Raw genomic sequence first — 17,330 nt, forward strand, 5'->3', positions numbered from 1 at the left:
CGTTATTCTGAATAAGTTGTCTTTGGCGAAGTTCACTCCTTCACACGGATGATCTGCAAGCTTATTTTACTGTAGGAGCTTGCCAGGCTTAACTTTCCGGGGAAGTGTCGTGAATTCGCTTTAACAATTTTTCTTATCAACATTAAGCCTTTTAGATAGATATAGACGTCGGAGGATGTTGGAGGGGAATGTCATGGCAGTTGTTAAACAACATGAATTGCTCGAGAGGTTGGAGCGTGCTAAACAAAAAGCACAAATGACTCGAGATAAAATTTTAGTCAGTCATAGAATTCAGGTTGATACGATTGACCCGCTCGTCGTTTTTAAAAATGGCAGTTCATTATATAGAGGTGAACGATCCTTCTGGTCCGATTCATTTGGTAAGTTGACGCTTGTCGGAATCGGTGAGGCACTTCGTTTGGATGTGGATGGAGAGGATCGTTTTTCAGAAATCAAAAAACAGTGGAAAGGGATTGTCGATCATCAGCTCGATGATTATCACACCACATATATTTATGGTACTGGCCCGATGCTTTTGGGGGGCTTTTCATTCGATACGCTTAAAGATAAGACTCCGTTATGGACCAATTACTCAGATGCGAGCTTCGTGCTTCCGGTCCATATGTTCTCGCTAATTGATGATAATGCGTATTTGACCACGAATCTGTTCGTAAGTGCTGACTCGGATATTCAAACACTTTTTGAAAAGGGTGTTCGTGAAAATGCTGAGCTGTTGAAGAAATGTGCGTTGGTTCAAACAGAAAACCGAAACCTGAGTTTGACTGAAATCGATCCTGAACAATGGAAGGACACGGTCGTCAAGACAACTTCCATGATCAATAAGGGACATGTCGATAAAGTCGTATTAGCAAGAGAAGTCATCGCACAGTCAGACTCTGAAATCTCAGCTTTCGAGACGCTTGTCAATTTAAGGGATCAACAGCCGAACAGCTTTATTTTCGCTTTTGAACGTGGGCATAAATGTTTCGTTGGAGCTTCTCCTGAACGTCTTGTCAGAAAACAGGAAGATATGCTGTTATCGACTTGTCTTGCCGGTTCGATCAAGCGGGGTTCTCATCATGAAGAAGATGAGCGTTTAGGGAAAGAACTTCTTTCAGATGATAAAAACCGTGAAGAACATGATTATGTGGTACAGATGATCCGTGGCGCATTGGAAGAGGTTGCGGGTTCAGTGGATGTCCCTGATCAACCTACTCTTTATAAAGGACGTGACATCCAGCATTTATATACACCGGTAGAAGTCAAAAAAGCAACAGATATCCCTTTTCTTGATGTTGTAGATCGTTTACATCCGACTCCAGCATTAGGTGGGCTTCCTCAACTCCGTTCGGTAGAAATCATCAGGGAGCATGAACGGCTCGATCGTGGTTGGTATTCTGCACCGATCGGGTGGATCGACCATTTTGATCAGGGCGAGTTCGCGGTTGCGATCCGCTCTGGTTTGATTTCGGATAATTACGCATCATTGTTTGCGGGATGCGGGATCGTAGGTGATTCCGATCCAGAGAGTGAGTATGAAGAAACACTCATCAAACTCAAGCCGATGCTAACAGCACTAGGAGGATCCACTGCATGACAATAGATCCGTTGACAGCTTATGTTGGAGCTTTTGTAGATGAATTAAGCAGAGTAGAAGTTCGGGATGTTGTCATCAGTCCTGGATCACGTTCTACACCGCTGGCGCTCATGTTTGCACAGCATCCGGATATAAAAGTTTGGCTGAGCGTGGATGAGCGCTCAGCAGCTTTTTTTGCACTCGGTATCGCAAAAGTGGAAAAGAAACCTGTGGCGCTTGTCTGTACGTCAGGGACCGCTGCGGCAAACTATTTTCCTGCGATTGTGGAAGCACATGAGTCGCGTGTTCCGTTATTGGTATTGACTGCTGATCGTCCACATGAATTAAGGGATGTCGGTGCGCCTCAAGCGATCGATCAGATCGGCATGTTCGGTAAATATGTAAAATGGTTCCATGAAATGGCGCTGCCGGATAACGATCCGAAGCTGATCCAGTATGTCCGTACGAAGGCTGCACGATCAGCAGCGATCACGATGAATGAAAAAAGAGGACCGGTCCATTTGAATTTTCCATTCCGTGAGCCGCTCATTCCGAGGTATCAGTATGAACATGCATTTGATGCAGGGAAAATGGACACTTCCTTTTTATCCTTCACTACAGGGAAACGTGATTTATCGGATGACGATTATGATATCTTGATTGATCAATTGAAGAACTTTGAAAATGGGTTGATCGTTTGTGGCCCGGGACAGTATGAAAACGCTATTTCCTCGTTACAAGAACTGGCTGATATTCTCAAGTTCCCGGTTTTAGCAGACCCATTGTCGCCTTTACGGACTGGATTTCATTCCAAAGACATAATCATTGAGAACTATGACGCGATCTTGAAAAGTGAAATCGTCCGGGAATGGACTCCGGATGTGATCATCCGATTCGGGGCGATGCCAGTTTCGAAATCTTACCTGCAGTATGTCCAGAAACACAAGGGCTGTACATACTGGACAATTGATGAAGGGGAAGGTTGGCGTGACCCGACACACTCGGGAGGCAGGATGATTTATGCAGACCCTGCACGGTTTTCCTGTCAAATCACTTCAAGAATCAAAATTCGCAGAGATGAATCAAACTGGATGGATAAATGGAGGACTGTGAATGAGCTTGCCCTGCAGGAGAGGGAAGCATTTGTGGGAACAGATCAACTGTTTGAAGGCAAGGTTTTTTCAGAACTCAATCGGCTATTGCCTGACGAGACAGCTCTTTTTGTCGGAAACAGCATGCCGATCAGGGATTTGGATAGCTTTTTTGGTAAAACGGATAAAGAAATCGAACCCCTCGCTAATCGTGGCGCGAACGGGATTGACGGTGTGATCTCGACTGCATATGGTGTGGCCGCTACCGGTCGACGTACAGTCCTTGTGATCGGAGACCTTTCTTTTTACCATGATATGAACGGTCTCCTTGCATCCAAACTCCATAGACTCAATATGACCATCATATTGGTCAACAATAGTGGCGGGGGGATTTTCTCTTTCTTGCCCCAGGCAGAACATACTGATCATTTTGAAGACCTGTTCGGAACGCCTACAGGGATTTCGTTCCGTGAAGCAACAAGAACTTATGGCGGGAACTACCAGCTTGTCGAAAGCTGGGGTGCTTTTGATGAAGCGTGTTCGATGAGTTTTGAGTCAGGTGGATTGGATGTTATTGAACTTCAAACAGATCGTGCACAAAATGTACAGCTGCACAGGGAATATTGGAAAAATGTAAGCGAAGCAATCAAAAAATGGGCGGATGTCAATGAAAATTGATGTGAACGGTATCCAATACTATGTGGAAACAGCCGGAGAAGGGGAGCCATTGCTCCTTCTCCACGGTTTTACCGGTTCTGCTGAAGATTGGCGTCCTTTTAAAAAGGACTGGGAAGACGCTTTCAAGCTGATTATGGTGGATTTGATCGGGCATGGCAAAACGGATCATCCTGAAGAGGTCGAACGATATTCGATGGAGGAGACAGCAGGAGCCTTGAATCAGGTCTTGGCAGACTTGAAGATTGAAAGCGCCTACGTTTTAGGGTATTCTCTAGGTGGAAGAGTTGCACTTTCATTCGCGATGATGTACCCGGATCGGGTCAAGCATCTTGTGTTGGAAAGCAGTTCCCCTGGGTTGCAGACGACAGAAGAAAGAATTGCCCGCAAGCATAATGATGATCGTCTTGCCAATCGAATTGAAGTGGATGGCATCCGCGCTTTTGTTGATTTTTGGGAAGCGATTCCGCTGTTCAATACCCAGAAGGATCTTTTGTCAGAAAGTAAGCGGAAGGATCTGCGTGAAAAACGCCTCCACAATTCAGAGGTTGGATTGGCGAACAGTTTGCGTGGAATGGGAACAGGCGTGCAGCCCTCATGGTGGGACAGGCTCTCTGATCTTACGATCCCGACCACACTGATCGTCGGGACACTTGATCAGAAGTTTTACAGGATGGCAGAAGACATGATAGAAAAGCTTCCAAATGGTAAAATGGTAGTTGTAGAAAAGGCTGGTCATACCATCCACCTTGAGCAGCCTGCACAATTTGCTAAAATTGTAGAAGATGAACTACATAATAGAAAGGATGTTTAGCATGGCAACAGTAGAATGGGTAGCAGAAAGAAACTACGATGACATTATCTATGAAACTTACAATGGAATCGCAAAAATTACGATCAATCGACCAGAAGTACACAATTCATTCCGTCCGAAAACGGTCCATGAATTGATCGATGCATTTGCATATGCACGTGATGATTCTGATATCGGTGTAATCGTCCTTGCAGGTGCAGGGGATAAAGCGTTCTGTGCCGGAGGAGATCAAAAAGTACGTGGTCATGGCGGGTACGTGGGTGATGATCAGATTCCTCGTTTGAATGTCCTTGATTTACAACGCTTGATCCGTGTTATTCCGAAGCCGGTCGTTGCGATGGTTTCAGGATATGCGATCGGTGGCGGACATGTCCTACATGTCGTTTGTGACCTGACAATTGCGGCAGATAACGCAATCTTTGGACAAACAGGACCGAAAGTCGGAAGCTTCGATGCTGGTTACGGTGCAGGTTATCTAGCGCGTATCGTCGGGCATAAGAAAGCGCGTGAAATCTGGTATTTATGCCGTCAATACAATGCTGAAGAAGCGAAAGAGATGGGACTTGTCAATACTGTCGTGCCTCTTGAAAAGTTAGAAGAAGAAACTGTGCAATGGTGTGAAGAAATGCTTGAAAAGTCACCGACAGCACTCCGTTTCTTGAAGGCTTCTTTCAACGCAGATACAGATGGGCTTGCTGGTTTGCAGCAACTAGGTGGAGATGCAACATTGCTTTACTATACCACTGATGAAGCGAAAGAAGGACGCGATTCATTTAAGGAAAAGCGGAAACCGGACTTTAAACAATTCCCTCGTTTCCCTTGATACTTTCTTCAGTATAAGCGCAACTAAGGCTCAGCCTTCGCCAAAGGCTTGGGTTTGCCAAGTTTACTTTAAAATAAGTTTGGGGCTGACTTTTTTGGTCAGCTCCTTTTTCAACCTTACATAACAATGCTTGATTTAATGATGGAGTGGTACCTATGGGAAATATGGAAATGAAAAACTGGCTAGATCAGCGTGCGTATTTGACCCCTGAACGGACAGCCCTCATTTTTGAAAAGAAGAAGTGGAGCTATCAGGACTTACAGAGAGCAGCGGAAAGGATGGCTCAGAAACTATTGAAATTGGGTGTGCACAGAGGTCAACACGTGGGCTTTTTGATGGATAATCATCCAGAGACCGTCATTCTCATCCATGCATTTCATTCGCTTCAGGTAGTTGCCGTACCGCTTAATAAACGGTTGTCCGCCTCTGAGTTGGATTACCAGCTTGAAGATGCGGAAGTAAGTTGGTTGATCGTTGATGAGGTGCATCACGATAAGGCACAGGAACTCCGTTTCAATCAAATCGTTACAATGGTGGAAATTGAAGCAACGGACGAAGTTGATGAGGATCTGGAGGATACCATACGATTGGATGATCTGCATTCGATCATTTTCACCTCTGGAACCACAGGGCATCCGAAAGGCGTCATGTTGACGTATGGGAATCATTGGTGGAGTGCGACGGGTTCTGCGCTCAACCTCGGAATCCGTGATGATGATTGCTGGTTATGTACGGTTCCGCTTTTTCATGTAAGTGGGCTTTCAATCGTGATGCGAAGTGTGATCTATGGAATCCCAATGGTCCTCCATCGTACGTTTGATCCTGTCATGTTCAATGAATCGATCCAAAACGATGGAGTCACCGTTGCCTCCGTTGTAAGTGTCATGCTTAGCAAGGTACTTGATTCTGTGAACTTCATGACTTATCCGAGTCAGTTCCGATGTATGCTTTTAGGAGGAGGACCTGCCCCCCTTCCACTACTAAAAAGATGTGAAGCGAATGCGATCCCAGTTTTTCAAACCTATGGGCTATCCGAATCGGCTTCCCAAATTGTGACATTGGCACCAGAAGACAGCTTCCGGAAGCTCGGATCTGCAGGAAAACCATTATTTCCAGCACAGGTGAAGGTGGTTCCTTCCGCTGATGATGAGCGTGGAAGCGAAGGTGAGATTTTCGTGAAAGGTCCGAATGTGACACAAGGGTATTACAAGAAACCAGCGATCAACACCGAAAAGATCCAGGATGGTTGGCTCGCAACAGGGGATGTCGGATACCTTGATGATGAAGGATTCCTTTATGTGTTGGATCGGCGGAAGGATATGTTTGTCTCAGGCGGTGAAAATGTCTACCCTGCTGAAATTGAAGCTTGTTTGCATGGGCATGGAGCTGTTTCTGAAGTGGGAGTGATCGGAATTGATGACTCGGTATGGGGGAAGGTGCCGGCAGCTTTTGTGGTGTTGGCTGAAGGTGCGGAAGTCTCCGGCGAAGTGCTGATCGATTACTGTAAGGATAACCTTGCAGGATATAAAGTTCCGAAAGTGGTACGGTACATCAAACAATTACCAAGGAACGCCTCCAATAAAATTTTACGGAGAGATTTGTACAGTTTGCTTAGAGAAGGCGATGAATATGAGGATTGAAAAGATGACCATCCATAAAATCGAAATGCCTTTGAAAAGCCCGTTTGTAACAGCATTCAATACGGTCAATAACAGATCCTTATTGATTGTAGAGTTGGAATCCGCGAACGGTGTTGTCGGCTGGGGGGAATGCTCAGCGTTTGATGCCCCCTGGTACACGGAGGAAACCACTGACACGTGTCTTTATATGATGAAGGAGTTTCTCATTCCGGAAATGTCAGGCGTGAACGAATTTGATCATCCTGAGGAGTTATCTGGAATTTTCAACCGTTACCGTGGTCACCATATGGCAAAATCATGTCTTGAAACCGCTTTGTGGGATGTTTATGCGAAGTCGGAAGGGAGACCTTTAGCTGAGGTCTTAGGCGGAACGAGACGAGAACTTGAAGTCGGGATCGCAATTGGGATGCAAACTCATTTAGATGACCTTCTTTTTAAAATCGAGGAAGCGTTGCAGAGCGGTTATAAGCGGATCAAATTGAAGATGAAGCCAGGTGAAGATTTGGATGTGCTGGCGGCTGTCCGTTCACGTTTTCCAAAAGCACCATTGATGGCGGATGCAAATTCAAGTTACAGGTTGGAGGATCTGGAACATCTCAAAGAAATGGATCAGTTCAATCTGTTGATGATCGAGCAGCCTTTAGGAGCAAGGGATTTCGTAGAGCATGCTGAATTGCAGAAGGTTCTGGAAACGCCGATCTGTTTAGACGAAAGCATCACTTCATTTGAAGCTGCACAGACGGCAGTAGCCATTGGAAGTTGTGAAATCATTGCGATTAAGCACAGCCGGGTAGGCGGATTGATGCAAGCGAAACGAATTCATGATTATTGTCAGAAACATAATGTCAATGTCTGGGCTGGCGGTATGATCGAATCCGGTATCGGGAAGGCGCATAACATTGCCCTTGCATCGCTTGCTGGGTTTGAGATTCCCGGAGATATCACTGCATCCACACGATACTGGGAACAGGACATCATCATGCCCGAGATCAAAATGGAAAATGGAAAAGTCGTTGTACCGGATACGCCTGGAATCGGGTACGAAGTGAATCGGGAGTTATTGGAACGTTACACAGTGGATAAAATGAGCTTTTAAATGAAAATCAAGGTATATATGACGATGGACTGACGACAAAAAGTCAGTCCTTTTTCTTCTCAATATCAAAGAGAGTTAATGTATTAACGAAAATGAGAGATGTATAAGACGCTAACGGACATGAGAGCCCTGATATGGAACAAAAAGGTGGATTACGAAAAATTAACGGACACCACAGTCGTTATTTATGCAGTTTGAGTAAAAATTACTTGAATTTCATCAAATAAGGGCTCTGGTGTCCGTTACATTGGTAAAACTGTCTAATTCAAGGCAAATAGGGTCTCTGGTGTCCGTTAGCCTTATAAATACTGAACCAATAAAATAGTGTACCAGGCACCGATTAAGAATCCAGTCATACCAGGGGGTTCAAAAAGGTGCCAGGCACCGAACGAAATCCCTTGATACAATTGGTTCATTTTTGGTGCCTGGTACACAGGTCTAAAAAGTTTCTTTACTTGATTACGCCACAGGCGATGCGGTCACCGGCGTTGCCTGCAGGGTCGGTTTTGTAGTCGTCTGCCTTTTCGTGAATGACGAGAGCACTGCCGTCTTCATCCAGTAGGCTGTTCGGTTTTCCTTTTTGAAGTGTTACATGCTTGGAAACGACACTCACAGAAATCATGCCGTCTTTGCCTACATTGATGTTGGGCAAGTCCCCGGCATGGAATCCTTTTGGATTTTCAAACCCATGCTTTTTGTCAGTAGGATTGAAATGTTTCCCTGCACTTTCGAAATCAGGTGGTACACACTTTCCGGTTTCGTGGATATGAAACCCATGTGGTCCTGGAGGCAGGTTAGAAGCTTTCAATTTGATCATTACACCTTCATTGGTTTCGGCTAATTGTGCTTGGCCGATTTTTTCTTTTTTCGCGTTATAGATATCTACCATCTTGAATAAGCGCGACTCTTCCCCCGCAATCTTCGAACTGTTCACCTCAGTTGACTCTTTGGATTGAACATTATTCTCTTGCATTCCACAAGCGGTCAGGCTTGCTAGTGCTAATAGTGATGCGAAGCTTGATAACATGAATTTTTTCATTTTGTACACTCCTTGTTCCAAATGATGTCAACTCTATTTTTCACAAATCAAGGATAATTATGTAAAAGCAACTATATCCACCCAATTCCCGCTCGAAATTTTTATGGTTTTGCCGATAATAACATAGGAGAATGATTTCAAAATCGAGCCTTAAATAAGGCAAGAAATGAAGGGTGTAGGGGATCTGACGCTATGTTTAATCGAATTCAAGCAGAACATTTACGTGCAATTTTCAATGGTTTTTTAGATATGGTCTTTTTAATGGCTGTCGAGAATGGGCCGAGATTCAGATACGTGACAGCAAATGATTCAGCACTTAAATATTCAGGTGTGGATGAAGGTTCGTTTGGAAAATTGATGGAGGAGGTATTGCCGGAAGATGTCTTCGAAGACCTTCAAGAGCCATATGAAATTGCTTATTTGACGAAAGAGCCTTATTACTATGAAGTTGAAACAGAAATCAATGGATCGATGATGGTCGGGGAAACGATCTTAACACCGATTTTGAATGAAAATGGCCAGTGTACACACATCCTGGCAGCTGTACGGGATATCACGCATAAGAAAAAAATAAAAGCAGAATTGCAATCAAGTAAAGAGAGATATCAGTATTTATATGAAAATACGCCTTCGATGTATTTTACATTAGAGCAAGATGGGACAATCGTATCGTTCAACCAGACGGGGGCATCAAAGCTAGGGTACTGTAACAATGATATCGTCGGGAAACCTTTTTCCTCCCTCGTTGATCCTCGTGATAAGAAGAATTTCCATTCATACATAAAAAAATTGCTAGATGGAAAACAATCGTCTTCAGGGATTGAAGTCCGTCTCGTCCACAAGGAAGGAAGCTCATTTTGGGTGAATCAACGAATGAATGTCGTGTCACCTAAACCTGGGCAAAACGAAATCGTCTGTGTAAGTTATGAAATCCAGGAACAAAAGGAAACAGAGTCTCAGCTGATTGGCCAGAAACGCATTTTCGAATTAATTGCGACAGATATCCTTCTTGAAGAGATTTTAGAAGTGACCGCAAAATCGTTGGAAAGCCATATTGATGATGTTCTTTGTACAATTCATCTATATGCAGGCGATAAAGGAGTTCTCCAGCTTGTTTCAGCCCCATCGATCGATGAGCGCTATTCCATGCAGCTTTCTGAAATCATGATCGGAGAAAATCTCAGCGGTTGTGGGAGAGCAGCTAGCACGAAAGATCCTGTCATTGTTGAAAATATTGAAGACGATCCTTTAAGTTTACATCTCAACCATTTTATAACTGAGCATGAAATTCGGTCTTATTGGGTAATGCCCATCCTTTCAAGTAATAACCAATTGCTCGGGATCATGACCATTTACAGCCTGAACAATAGGACACCTGATAAACGTGATGAACGGCTTATAAAGATGTACTCGGACCTTGCTGTTCTTGCAATTGAACAAAGAAATACGAAGCTCGCCTTGAAAGAAAGCGAAGCCAGGTTCCGTCTGATGACAGAAAACATGTCCGACTTGATCGTCATGCTCGATTGGAGAGGGAATGTAATCTATATCTCCCCTTCCTATAAAAATATCTTTGGAAGGGAACCGCTTTTGGGCAATTCATTTCTGGCCCATATTCATGAAGAGGACAGGGATATTGTAAATCACAGTTTCGAAACACTGTTCCAGACCAAGAAGAGGCAGGACGTCGAGTGCCGTTATAAGCATGAAGATGGAAGTTTTATTGTCATTGAAGCAAGAGCCATGCCTGTTCTTACTGAAGCTGATAAAGTTAAACAGGTCGTTGTTGTCGCACGTGATATCACTGAACGGAAAAAGACTGAAGAAACCATTAAACACATGGCATATCATGACGCCCTCACAAACCTCCCTAATCGGAGAAAGTTTCAGGAGGACCTTGGGATGGTCATTGAGAAAAGCCGCGAGTCCAAAAACAGGATCGCTGGTGTTTTGTTTTTAGATATGGACCGATTCAAGGTCATTAACGATTCCTTAGGGCATGCGTTTGGAGATCGCGTCCTCTCCCTGGTAGCAGAGAAACTTAAACATCAGATCGGCCAAGATGGAGGGGTTTACCGGATGAGTGGTGATGAATTTACAATCCTTATTCAAGACGTCGACCATATATCCGATCTATCACAATTAGCGAAAAGGATTTCAGAGCTATTCGCTGATCCGGTTATCATTGATGGGCATGAATTCAGGATATCATTAAGCATGGGAATTTCCATCTATCCAGACGACGGAGATGATGTTGAGACTTTGCTCGTTCATTCGGATATGGCAATGTATCAGGCTAAAGAACAAGGCAGGAACGCATATGCATTTTATAGTCCATCCATGAACGAGAACAATTATGAGCGGCTTGTTCTGGAGAATGATCTTCATAAGGCGATTGAGAACGATGAGTTTATTTTACATTATCAACCGAGGATCGATGTGAAAACGAGCGAAATCATTGGGGTCGAAGCGTTGGTTCGTTGGAATCATCCACAATGGGGATTGATTTCTCCAGGTGAATTCATTCCTTTAGCAGAAGAGACGGGCCTGATCGTCCAGATTGACAATTGGGTATTAAAAACCGCTTGTAAGCAAAATAAAGTTTGGCAGGAAAAAGGCTTTAAGCCGATTCGTATGGCTATCAATTTTTCAGCTAGACAATTTCTTCAACGCAATCTGGCTGCGTCCATCCGAGAGGTGCTCAATGAACTTGAGTTGGATGGAAGTTGGCTTGAGATTGAAATCACCGAAAGTACACTGATGAAATACGAGGAAAGTATCGTCCAGAGCCTTGATGCTCTTGAACAGATGGGTGTCAGGATTGCCATCGATGACTTTGGGACAGGTTATTCTTCACTCAGTTATTTGAAAAAGTTCCATGTGCATGCGTTGAAAATCGACCAGTCCTTCATAAGGGGAATTGAAAAGAGCTCAGATGAGGCGGCTATTGCCAGAGCTGTCATCACCCTTGGACACAGTATGAAAATGCGAGTTGTGGCTGAAGGGGTCGAGACAGAAGAACAGTTCGCTTTCTTGAAAGATCAGGCATGTAATGAAGTGCAAGGATTTCATTTTTACAGGCCGATGAATAACAACGTTCTAGAAGAGCTGCTCTTAGAAAAACAAGCCACTGTTTTATAAAGTTGAATAGGCTGGAGTCCTATGGGACTGCAAGCTAAGCGATCTCCCGTAAGCCGTTATAGTTCAAAATCAAAAACAACAATCAATAAGAAAACAGCTTGTATAAAATAACCTTGAATGTCATCCAGTTCTATCATGTCATCCTTATCAATAAAATTAGTAAAAAGGATAAGGGAGGCGCAGAACAGGATGACTTATTTTTTGCTTTCTTTCATGGCGTTTTCACTTGGCACAGTAGGAGTTTGTGGGCTTCTTCAACGATTTGTAAAGATTGACACAACCGATTATGACATCTATCATTTATGGGAAGAGTATGGACATAGAAAAGAAGATTATCACATATTCTAATAGCTCTGTTAAACGCAAAATCCTTAGTTCCAACACAATACACACACAATACTCAGTAAGATGACAGGGTAATTTTTACATGAAAATGAGGAAAGTCACGTGCAATGGAAGATTTTTAAGAATTTACTCTGGTTGACCCTGGTGATTGGATGTATCATCGCTATAAATTTAATTGATGACCTGTTTTCTCCTACAATTGCGCAGGATACAAATGCAATACAGATTGTTGCGATCGGTGATTCTTTGACATACGGAAGCGGTGATCCCAAAAAAGTCGGGTATATCGGCCGTGTGCAGCAACAAATGACAAACAGCTTCGGAAGCGATGTCGCTTTACATCGGTACGGGGTCCGGGGGTATCGTACGGATCAGATCATGATCCACGTACAAAATATCGAAACGAAGCAGAAGATCAATCAAGCGAACTATATCTTTTTATTTATCGGAACGAATGATTTCATCCATGCAGCGAGGCGGGATCTCAATTCCATCAATCTAGAGGAAATGGAAAAGATGCGTCCTGTTTTTGAAGAAAATTTAGCCAAACTCATTACGCAGATCAGGACTGATAATCAATATGCACCATTGATTCTGCTCGGGATGTACGATCCGTATACGGACTTGGTAAACCACGACCAGCTCCATGGAATTTTGAAGGATTGGAATCAAGTGACCAGGGGGATGGTCGATCAATATCCGAATATCCATTACATTTCAACCATCGATTTGTTCCTTGATAAAGAAAAGAAGCGTTATTTCGCAGATATCATCCATCCGAATCCAAGAGGGTACGAACTTATCGCAAAACGAGTAATGGATGAAATGAATCGTAAAGGTCTTATCCAATAGATGGACAGCCTGTCACCACCCAATCAAAGGTGGGATAGGCTGTTTTTTTAGTTAAGAGCTGAGTTCGGTCGAAAAATTGAAAAATCGGAGGCGCTTACGAGACAGGAGGAGGTGCTAGAAGCGAGTATCTGTCTCGAAACCCTCGCTTACGGGACAGGAGGAGGTGTTAGAAGCGAGAATCTGTCTCGAAACCCTCGCTTACGAGACAGGAGGAGGTGCTAGAAGCGAGAATCTGTCTCGAAACACTCGCTTACGAGACAGGAGGAGGTGCTAGAAGCAAGAACCTGTCTCGAAACCCCCGCTTACGAGACAGGAGGAGGTGTTAGAAGCGAGAATCTGTCTCGAAACACGCTTACGAGACAGGAGGAGTTGCTAGAAGCGAAAACCTGTCCCGAATCCGCCGCTTACGGGACAGGAGGAGGTGTTAGAAGCGAGAATCTGTCTCGAAACCCTCGCTTACGAGACAGGAGGAGTTGCTAGAAGCGAAAACCTGTCTAGAATCCCCCGCTTACGGGATAGGAGAAGGTGCCACAATCGGGAATCTCTCAGGAGAAGGTTCCAGAAACACGCCCGAAAAGGAGTGTCGCATAGATATTACATAGCCAAATAAAAAAGATGACCTGGATAAGGGGTCATCTCATTTTCAAAGCGCTTATTTCATTGGCATATCTGAATTCAGTTTTCCGTTCATATCGATCATGAAGCCGATTTCGCGTCCGAGTAACTGAGAAAGCTCTTTTGATTTCTTTTCACTTTCAGATTTGATCTGCTCTATTGTGAGTTCTCCTTTAAGTTTTGAAGAACCTACGATAATCATTAATTCCCCTTTTTCAAAAAAGACAATCCTCATATGTCCAACCTCCGTAAAATAGAACTTTTTTCTAACTATAGTTTTCGCCTTTCTTATGCGGATATAGGGGGTAATCCGATAGCACTTTAATGAGAAAATTTTCGTGTTTTTGTAAAAGTTTGTCATGCTCTCCCGAAAAAATGATATGATGTAGCTAATAGGAAAACAGGAGGCTATACTAGTGGAAAACGTTACTGACCTCATACTGCTTGTTGCGACAATGTTCATTACAAAATTGAAGACACTCGTTATGGCAATCTGGGCGTTCTTGGATTTCTTTTTGGAATATTTTTGGGTGCAATTTGCGCTCGTCACTGTCCTGTTGTACGCCATCTTACGTATATCTGAAAATGTCTATTACTGGTATATGTACCACAATTACATGCATCGAAAGGTTGAGAATAGTCTTACCAGTTTCGTAGATTTCGAATTGTTCTTTAAAGAATTGACAAATAAAAAACGATCGAATGGAATCGTTCCGGATTTGAAATATGTCAAGAATCGACTTCATCAGTACAATGAAAAAGAGCTGAAATTGCTTGCATCATTCATACATACTATCCATAGAGGCTATCGTGATTTACGCCCTGGCGTCTGGGTCGTTGCTTTCCTTTTTGGTATCGCGGCAGCATATATTTTGAATGTGATCGACTTTGCAACATTGACATGGAATTTCGAGGTAGTCTTGAAAACGACTACGATCATCGCTTTCTGGTACTTGATCGCTTTATTCCGCTATACGAACCGTAAGAAAAAAGTGGCCCAACTGATCGGATTGATTTCAACAAGTACCAAGGAAAAAATGCTGCAGTCAGAAGAGGACCTGCAATTGAAAGAATTGAACCCGTCACACTGACGAAATAAAACAGATAATGATTAATACCAGGTTTAAATATAAAATCATAGGATTAAAATCAGCGGACTGACACTTTTCATTTGGGTCAGTCCCTATTTAATTGGTTTCAAAAAAACGTAAAAATTTTGTTTTTCACCAATAAAAGGTAATTCTGATCCGTCTACTAGTTGAAAGGGGGCAAAAAATGAATCGGCCGAGTTTGGATCAATCAGATCATACGATTGGAAATATACAGGAGTTCAAACAATTATTCAACGAACATAAGAAGCATGTTTTTGCAATCGCACTATCTATTCTAAGAGATTTTGAACTAGCTGAAGATGTTCTTCAGGAAGTGTTCATCAAACTTTTTCAGCACATGAAGCGCAATGATATATCAAACGTTAAAGGGTGGCTTATTAGAGTTTCTAGAAACACAGCTTTAGATTTGTATAGAAAGAAAAAACGTGAAATTACAGGCTTCGGTTCTGACTATTTTGACCGTGTACCTTATCGTTCAGAAGATCCTCTAGATAAATTGGTTTTATCTAAATACCTGGAGCTACTTGGTACTGAGGAAAGAGAGGTTGTCATATTGAAAGATATAACAGGGTTGAAACATAAAGAAATCGCCCAAATCACTGATCTTCCGTTGGGTACGGTACTTTGGAAATACAATATAGCTCTTAAAAAACTGAAAAAAGGCATAGAGTAAGGAGGGGGTCATGATGAAAAAAGAAAGGATAATAAAGCACCTGGATGATTCTCTTGAAAAACAAGTTCCAGATATCTGGAACAAGCTAGAGGATAAGCTACATAAAACACAAGAACTGGAATCCTGGGAATTGTCTGGTACACAAAGTAATATCAGCTCTTTAAACAAAAAAAGAACGCTATATAAAAGGTTTTCAATAGCCGTAGCAATTTGCTTGATTGTATTTTCAACGATTATTTTCACTCCTGCTTTAGCTGCGATCCAAGAGGTTTATGATAAAATCTTTTCGAGTGACCATATCGATGATAGCGGCGTTAGGACTGCATTAAACGAGGGACATGGCCAGGTCCTCGATCAAACATATTATGATGAAAAGAATGATATAACCGTTAATTTCGAAAGTGTAATGATGGATGATAAGGAAACAAAGCTCTTATTGACTTATCAAAGTGAAGAGACAAATTTAGAGAATTATTATCTGGATTTATTTGAAGGCAAGAGTTCTATCCAGTTGGTCCGTGGTAATGAACGGACCAAATTAGATAATGTCGGTTGGGGAAGCAGATATTACGATCGTAAAGAAAACAAAGTTGCGGAAGCATTATCATTTGAATCATTAAAAGAATATGAAGGCCAGGATCTTCGATTAGAGATTGAAAATTTGACAATATATGAAGGGCAAAAAACAGGTAAAGTAGAAGCCGTATGGCCGCTTGAATTCAAGCTGGATAATTCCGGGGTTTCCGATAGAGAAATAATAGAATTGAATAAAGACTTCACCTTTGAAAATATAACCTATACGATTAGGCAAGTAGAATTTTCTGCCTTAGAAACAAGAGTGGTCGTCACAGGTTCTGACACAAAGATCCTGACGGATGAAAATGGAGTAACATACAAAGTGATGAGCAAATTGGAGCATCAATTCCTCAATGCCAGAAAAATAGATAAGGAATTTGGTTATATTGTCGATGATGAAAAATCTGGAGTCTTCTTGAAATCAGCGGGCGAAAAAGTAGTCCCGATTTTTAGCAAGGGTGAAATACAGGGAGAAGATGATGAATATATTATGGTTTTTGCTCCTGTAAAGGATCGTCAAAACTGTATGCTCGAAATCGGGGATGATATCGATATCCCGTTAACTGAATAGGGTAGCTAAACGTTTAGAAGAGGAGTCGGTAATCTAATTGCCGGCTCCTTTTTAAACGGATACATATGGATTTCCTTTGATTGAAAATCTCCATGGAAGATCGATATGTTCTTCTGCGTAATCGATATTGATCCTGGGCCCTGCTGCGATATCCACTTCCTTTATGTCCTCATAAGGCCGGATCCGTATTTCTGATCGATTGATCGGGAGACCGTAATGCGCCATATTCAATCCAAGTGCTCTGCAAAGTTTCCCCGGCCCGTTGGTGAGATTCCTATAGTGTGATTTCAAGTAATTTTGTTTCTCTCCGAATCTTTTATGAAGCATGTGATCAATACCGTTAGTAGGCTCAATCCCCCGTACTAAAATCGCTTCTGGTTTACCGATCGGACCTGTCACGATATTAAAACAGTGATGCATACCGTAAATCAGAAACATATAGACATGTCCTGGTTCTCCGTACATTACTTCGGTCCGGGTAGTTCTCCTTCCACCGAATGAGTGTGCAGCCTTATCTTCTGGTCCTTTATAAGCTTCGACTTCGACGATTTTACCAGCTAATTCTCCATATGCGGTATCATGTACGAGTTCCATCCCTAACAGTCCTCTAGCTAGCTCCAACGTCTCTTTATTAAAAATCGGATCTACCGTCTTCAAAATGATCACCGGTCTTTCGTTAACTAATATAATT

General features: G+C 42.7%; 15 protein-coding genes. 12 read left to right on the forward strand and 3 right to left on the reverse strand.

The genetic code is table 11. The features are described 5' to 3' along the window. The first annotated feature begins 193 nt into the window (after positions 1–193). From N8M93_RS07385 to menC, 6 genes are all read left to right on the forward strand, one after another. Complete coding sequence (locus N8M93_RS07385) at positions 194–1,597, forward strand: isochorismate synthase MenF (protein ID WP_261130645.1); 1,404 nt, start codon at positions 194–196, stop codon at positions 1,595–1,597. Beyond that, on the forward strand, positions 1,594–3,345 hold the full coding sequence (gene menD / locus N8M93_RS07390; RefSeq protein WP_261130646.1) for a 2-succinyl-5-enolpyruvyl-6-hydroxy-3-cyclohexene-1-carboxylic-acid synthase: 1,752 nt from the start codon (positions 1,594–1,596) through the stop codon (positions 3,343–3,345). The genes N8M93_RS07385 and menD overlap by 4 nt, the downstream gene beginning before the upstream one ends. Beyond that, positions 3,335–4,156 carry a 2-succinyl-6-hydroxy-2,4-cyclohexadiene-1-carboxylate synthase gene (gene menH / locus N8M93_RS07395; RefSeq protein ID WP_261130647.1) on the forward strand — a complete coding sequence of 274 codons (822 nt, stop codon included), beginning with the start codon at positions 3,335–3,337 and terminating at the stop codon, positions 4,154–4,156. The genes menD and menH overlap by 11 nt, the downstream gene beginning before the upstream one ends. A gap of 1 nt (position 4,157) precedes the next feature. After that, the gene (gene menB / locus N8M93_RS07400) at positions 4,158–4,979 is read left to right on the forward strand and encodes a 1,4-dihydroxy-2-naphthoyl-CoA synthase (RefSeq protein WP_261130648.1); all 822 of its coding nucleotides are present in this window, start codon (positions 4,158–4,160) and stop codon (positions 4,977–4,979) included. Positions 4,980–5,134: 155 nt separating this feature from the next. Continuing rightward, a complete protein-coding gene (locus N8M93_RS07405) occupies positions 5,135–6,619 on the forward strand; it encodes an o-succinylbenzoate--CoA ligase (protein WP_261130649.1) in 1,485 nt (494 codons plus the stop codon). Next, positions 6,609–7,715, forward strand: a complete 1,107-nt coding sequence (gene menC, locus N8M93_RS07410; protein WP_261130650.1) for an o-succinylbenzoate synthase — start codon at positions 6,609–6,611, stop codon at positions 7,713–7,715. The genes N8M93_RS07405 and menC overlap by 11 nt, the downstream gene beginning before the upstream one ends. A gap of 451 nt (positions 7,716–8,166) precedes the next feature. Here menC and N8M93_RS07415 read toward each other — a convergent pair whose 3' ends face one another. Then, entirely contained in the window at positions 8,167–8,754 is a 588-nt protein-coding gene (locus N8M93_RS07415) for a superoxide dismutase family protein (RefSeq protein ID WP_261130651.1), read from the reverse strand. 192 nt (positions 8,755–8,946) lie between these two features. Here N8M93_RS07415 and N8M93_RS07420 point away from each other — a divergent pair, with 192 nt between their 5' ends. The 3 genes from N8M93_RS07420 (at position 8,947) to N8M93_RS07430 (ending at position 13,092) form a co-directional block, all read left to right on the forward strand. Further along, positions 8,947–11,895 carry an EAL domain-containing protein gene (locus N8M93_RS07420; RefSeq protein WP_261130652.1) on the forward strand — a complete coding sequence of 983 codons (2,949 nt, stop codon included), beginning with the start codon at positions 8,947–8,949 and terminating at the stop codon, positions 11,893–11,895. A gap of 189 nt (positions 11,896–12,084) precedes the next feature. Beyond that, positions 12,085–12,243, forward strand: a complete 159-nt coding sequence (locus N8M93_RS07425; protein ID WP_261130653.1) for a hypothetical protein — start codon at positions 12,085–12,087, stop codon at positions 12,241–12,243. Between the two features lie 99 nt (positions 12,244–12,342). Further along, entirely contained in the window at positions 12,343–13,092 is a 750-nt protein-coding gene (locus tag N8M93_RS07430; RefSeq protein ID WP_261130654.1) for a GDSL-type esterase/lipase family protein, read from the forward strand. Between the two features lie 652 nt (positions 13,093–13,744). On the opposite strand, the gene N8M93_RS07435 is transcribed toward N8M93_RS07430, so the two are convergent. Beyond that, positions 13,745–13,942: a hypothetical protein gene (locus N8M93_RS07435; RefSeq protein WP_221566499.1), complete on the reverse strand. Its 198-nt coding sequence runs from the start codon at positions 13,940–13,942 to the stop codon at positions 13,745–13,747. A 181-nt stretch (positions 13,943–14,123) separates the two neighbouring features. Between N8M93_RS07435 and N8M93_RS07440 the strand changes: the two genes are divergently transcribed. The 3 genes from N8M93_RS07440 to N8M93_RS07450 all read left to right on the forward strand — a co-directional run bounded on the left by N8M93_RS07440 (position 14,124) and on the right by N8M93_RS07450 (position 16,639). Beyond that, positions 14,124–14,798, forward strand: a complete 675-nt coding sequence (locus N8M93_RS07440) for a hypothetical protein (protein WP_261130655.1) — start codon at positions 14,124–14,126, stop codon at positions 14,796–14,798. 184 nt (positions 14,799–14,982) lie between these two features. Continuing rightward, positions 14,983–15,492 carry an RNA polymerase sigma factor gene (locus tag N8M93_RS07445; RefSeq protein ID WP_261130657.1) on the forward strand — a complete coding sequence of 170 codons (510 nt, stop codon included), beginning with the start codon at positions 14,983–14,985 and terminating at the stop codon, positions 15,490–15,492. A gap of 10 nt (positions 15,493–15,502) precedes the next feature. Beyond that, complete coding sequence (locus N8M93_RS07450) at positions 15,503–16,639, forward strand: DUF4179 domain-containing protein (RefSeq protein ID WP_261130659.1); 1,137 nt, start codon at positions 15,503–15,505, stop codon at positions 16,637–16,639. A gap of 51 nt (positions 16,640–16,690) precedes the next feature. Here N8M93_RS07450 and N8M93_RS07455 read toward each other — a convergent pair whose 3' ends face one another. Further along, a complete protein-coding gene (locus tag N8M93_RS07455; RefSeq protein WP_261130660.1) occupies positions 16,691–17,296 on the reverse strand; it encodes a DNA-3-methyladenine glycosylase in 606 nt (201 codons plus the stop codon). Positions 17,297–17,330 lie beyond the last annotated feature (34 nt).

Source organism: Bacillus sp. Marseille-Q3570 (genome assembly GCF_946151055.1).
Taxonomy (GTDB): domain Bacteria; phylum Bacillota; class Bacilli; order Bacillales; family Fictibacillaceae; genus Pseudalkalibacillus.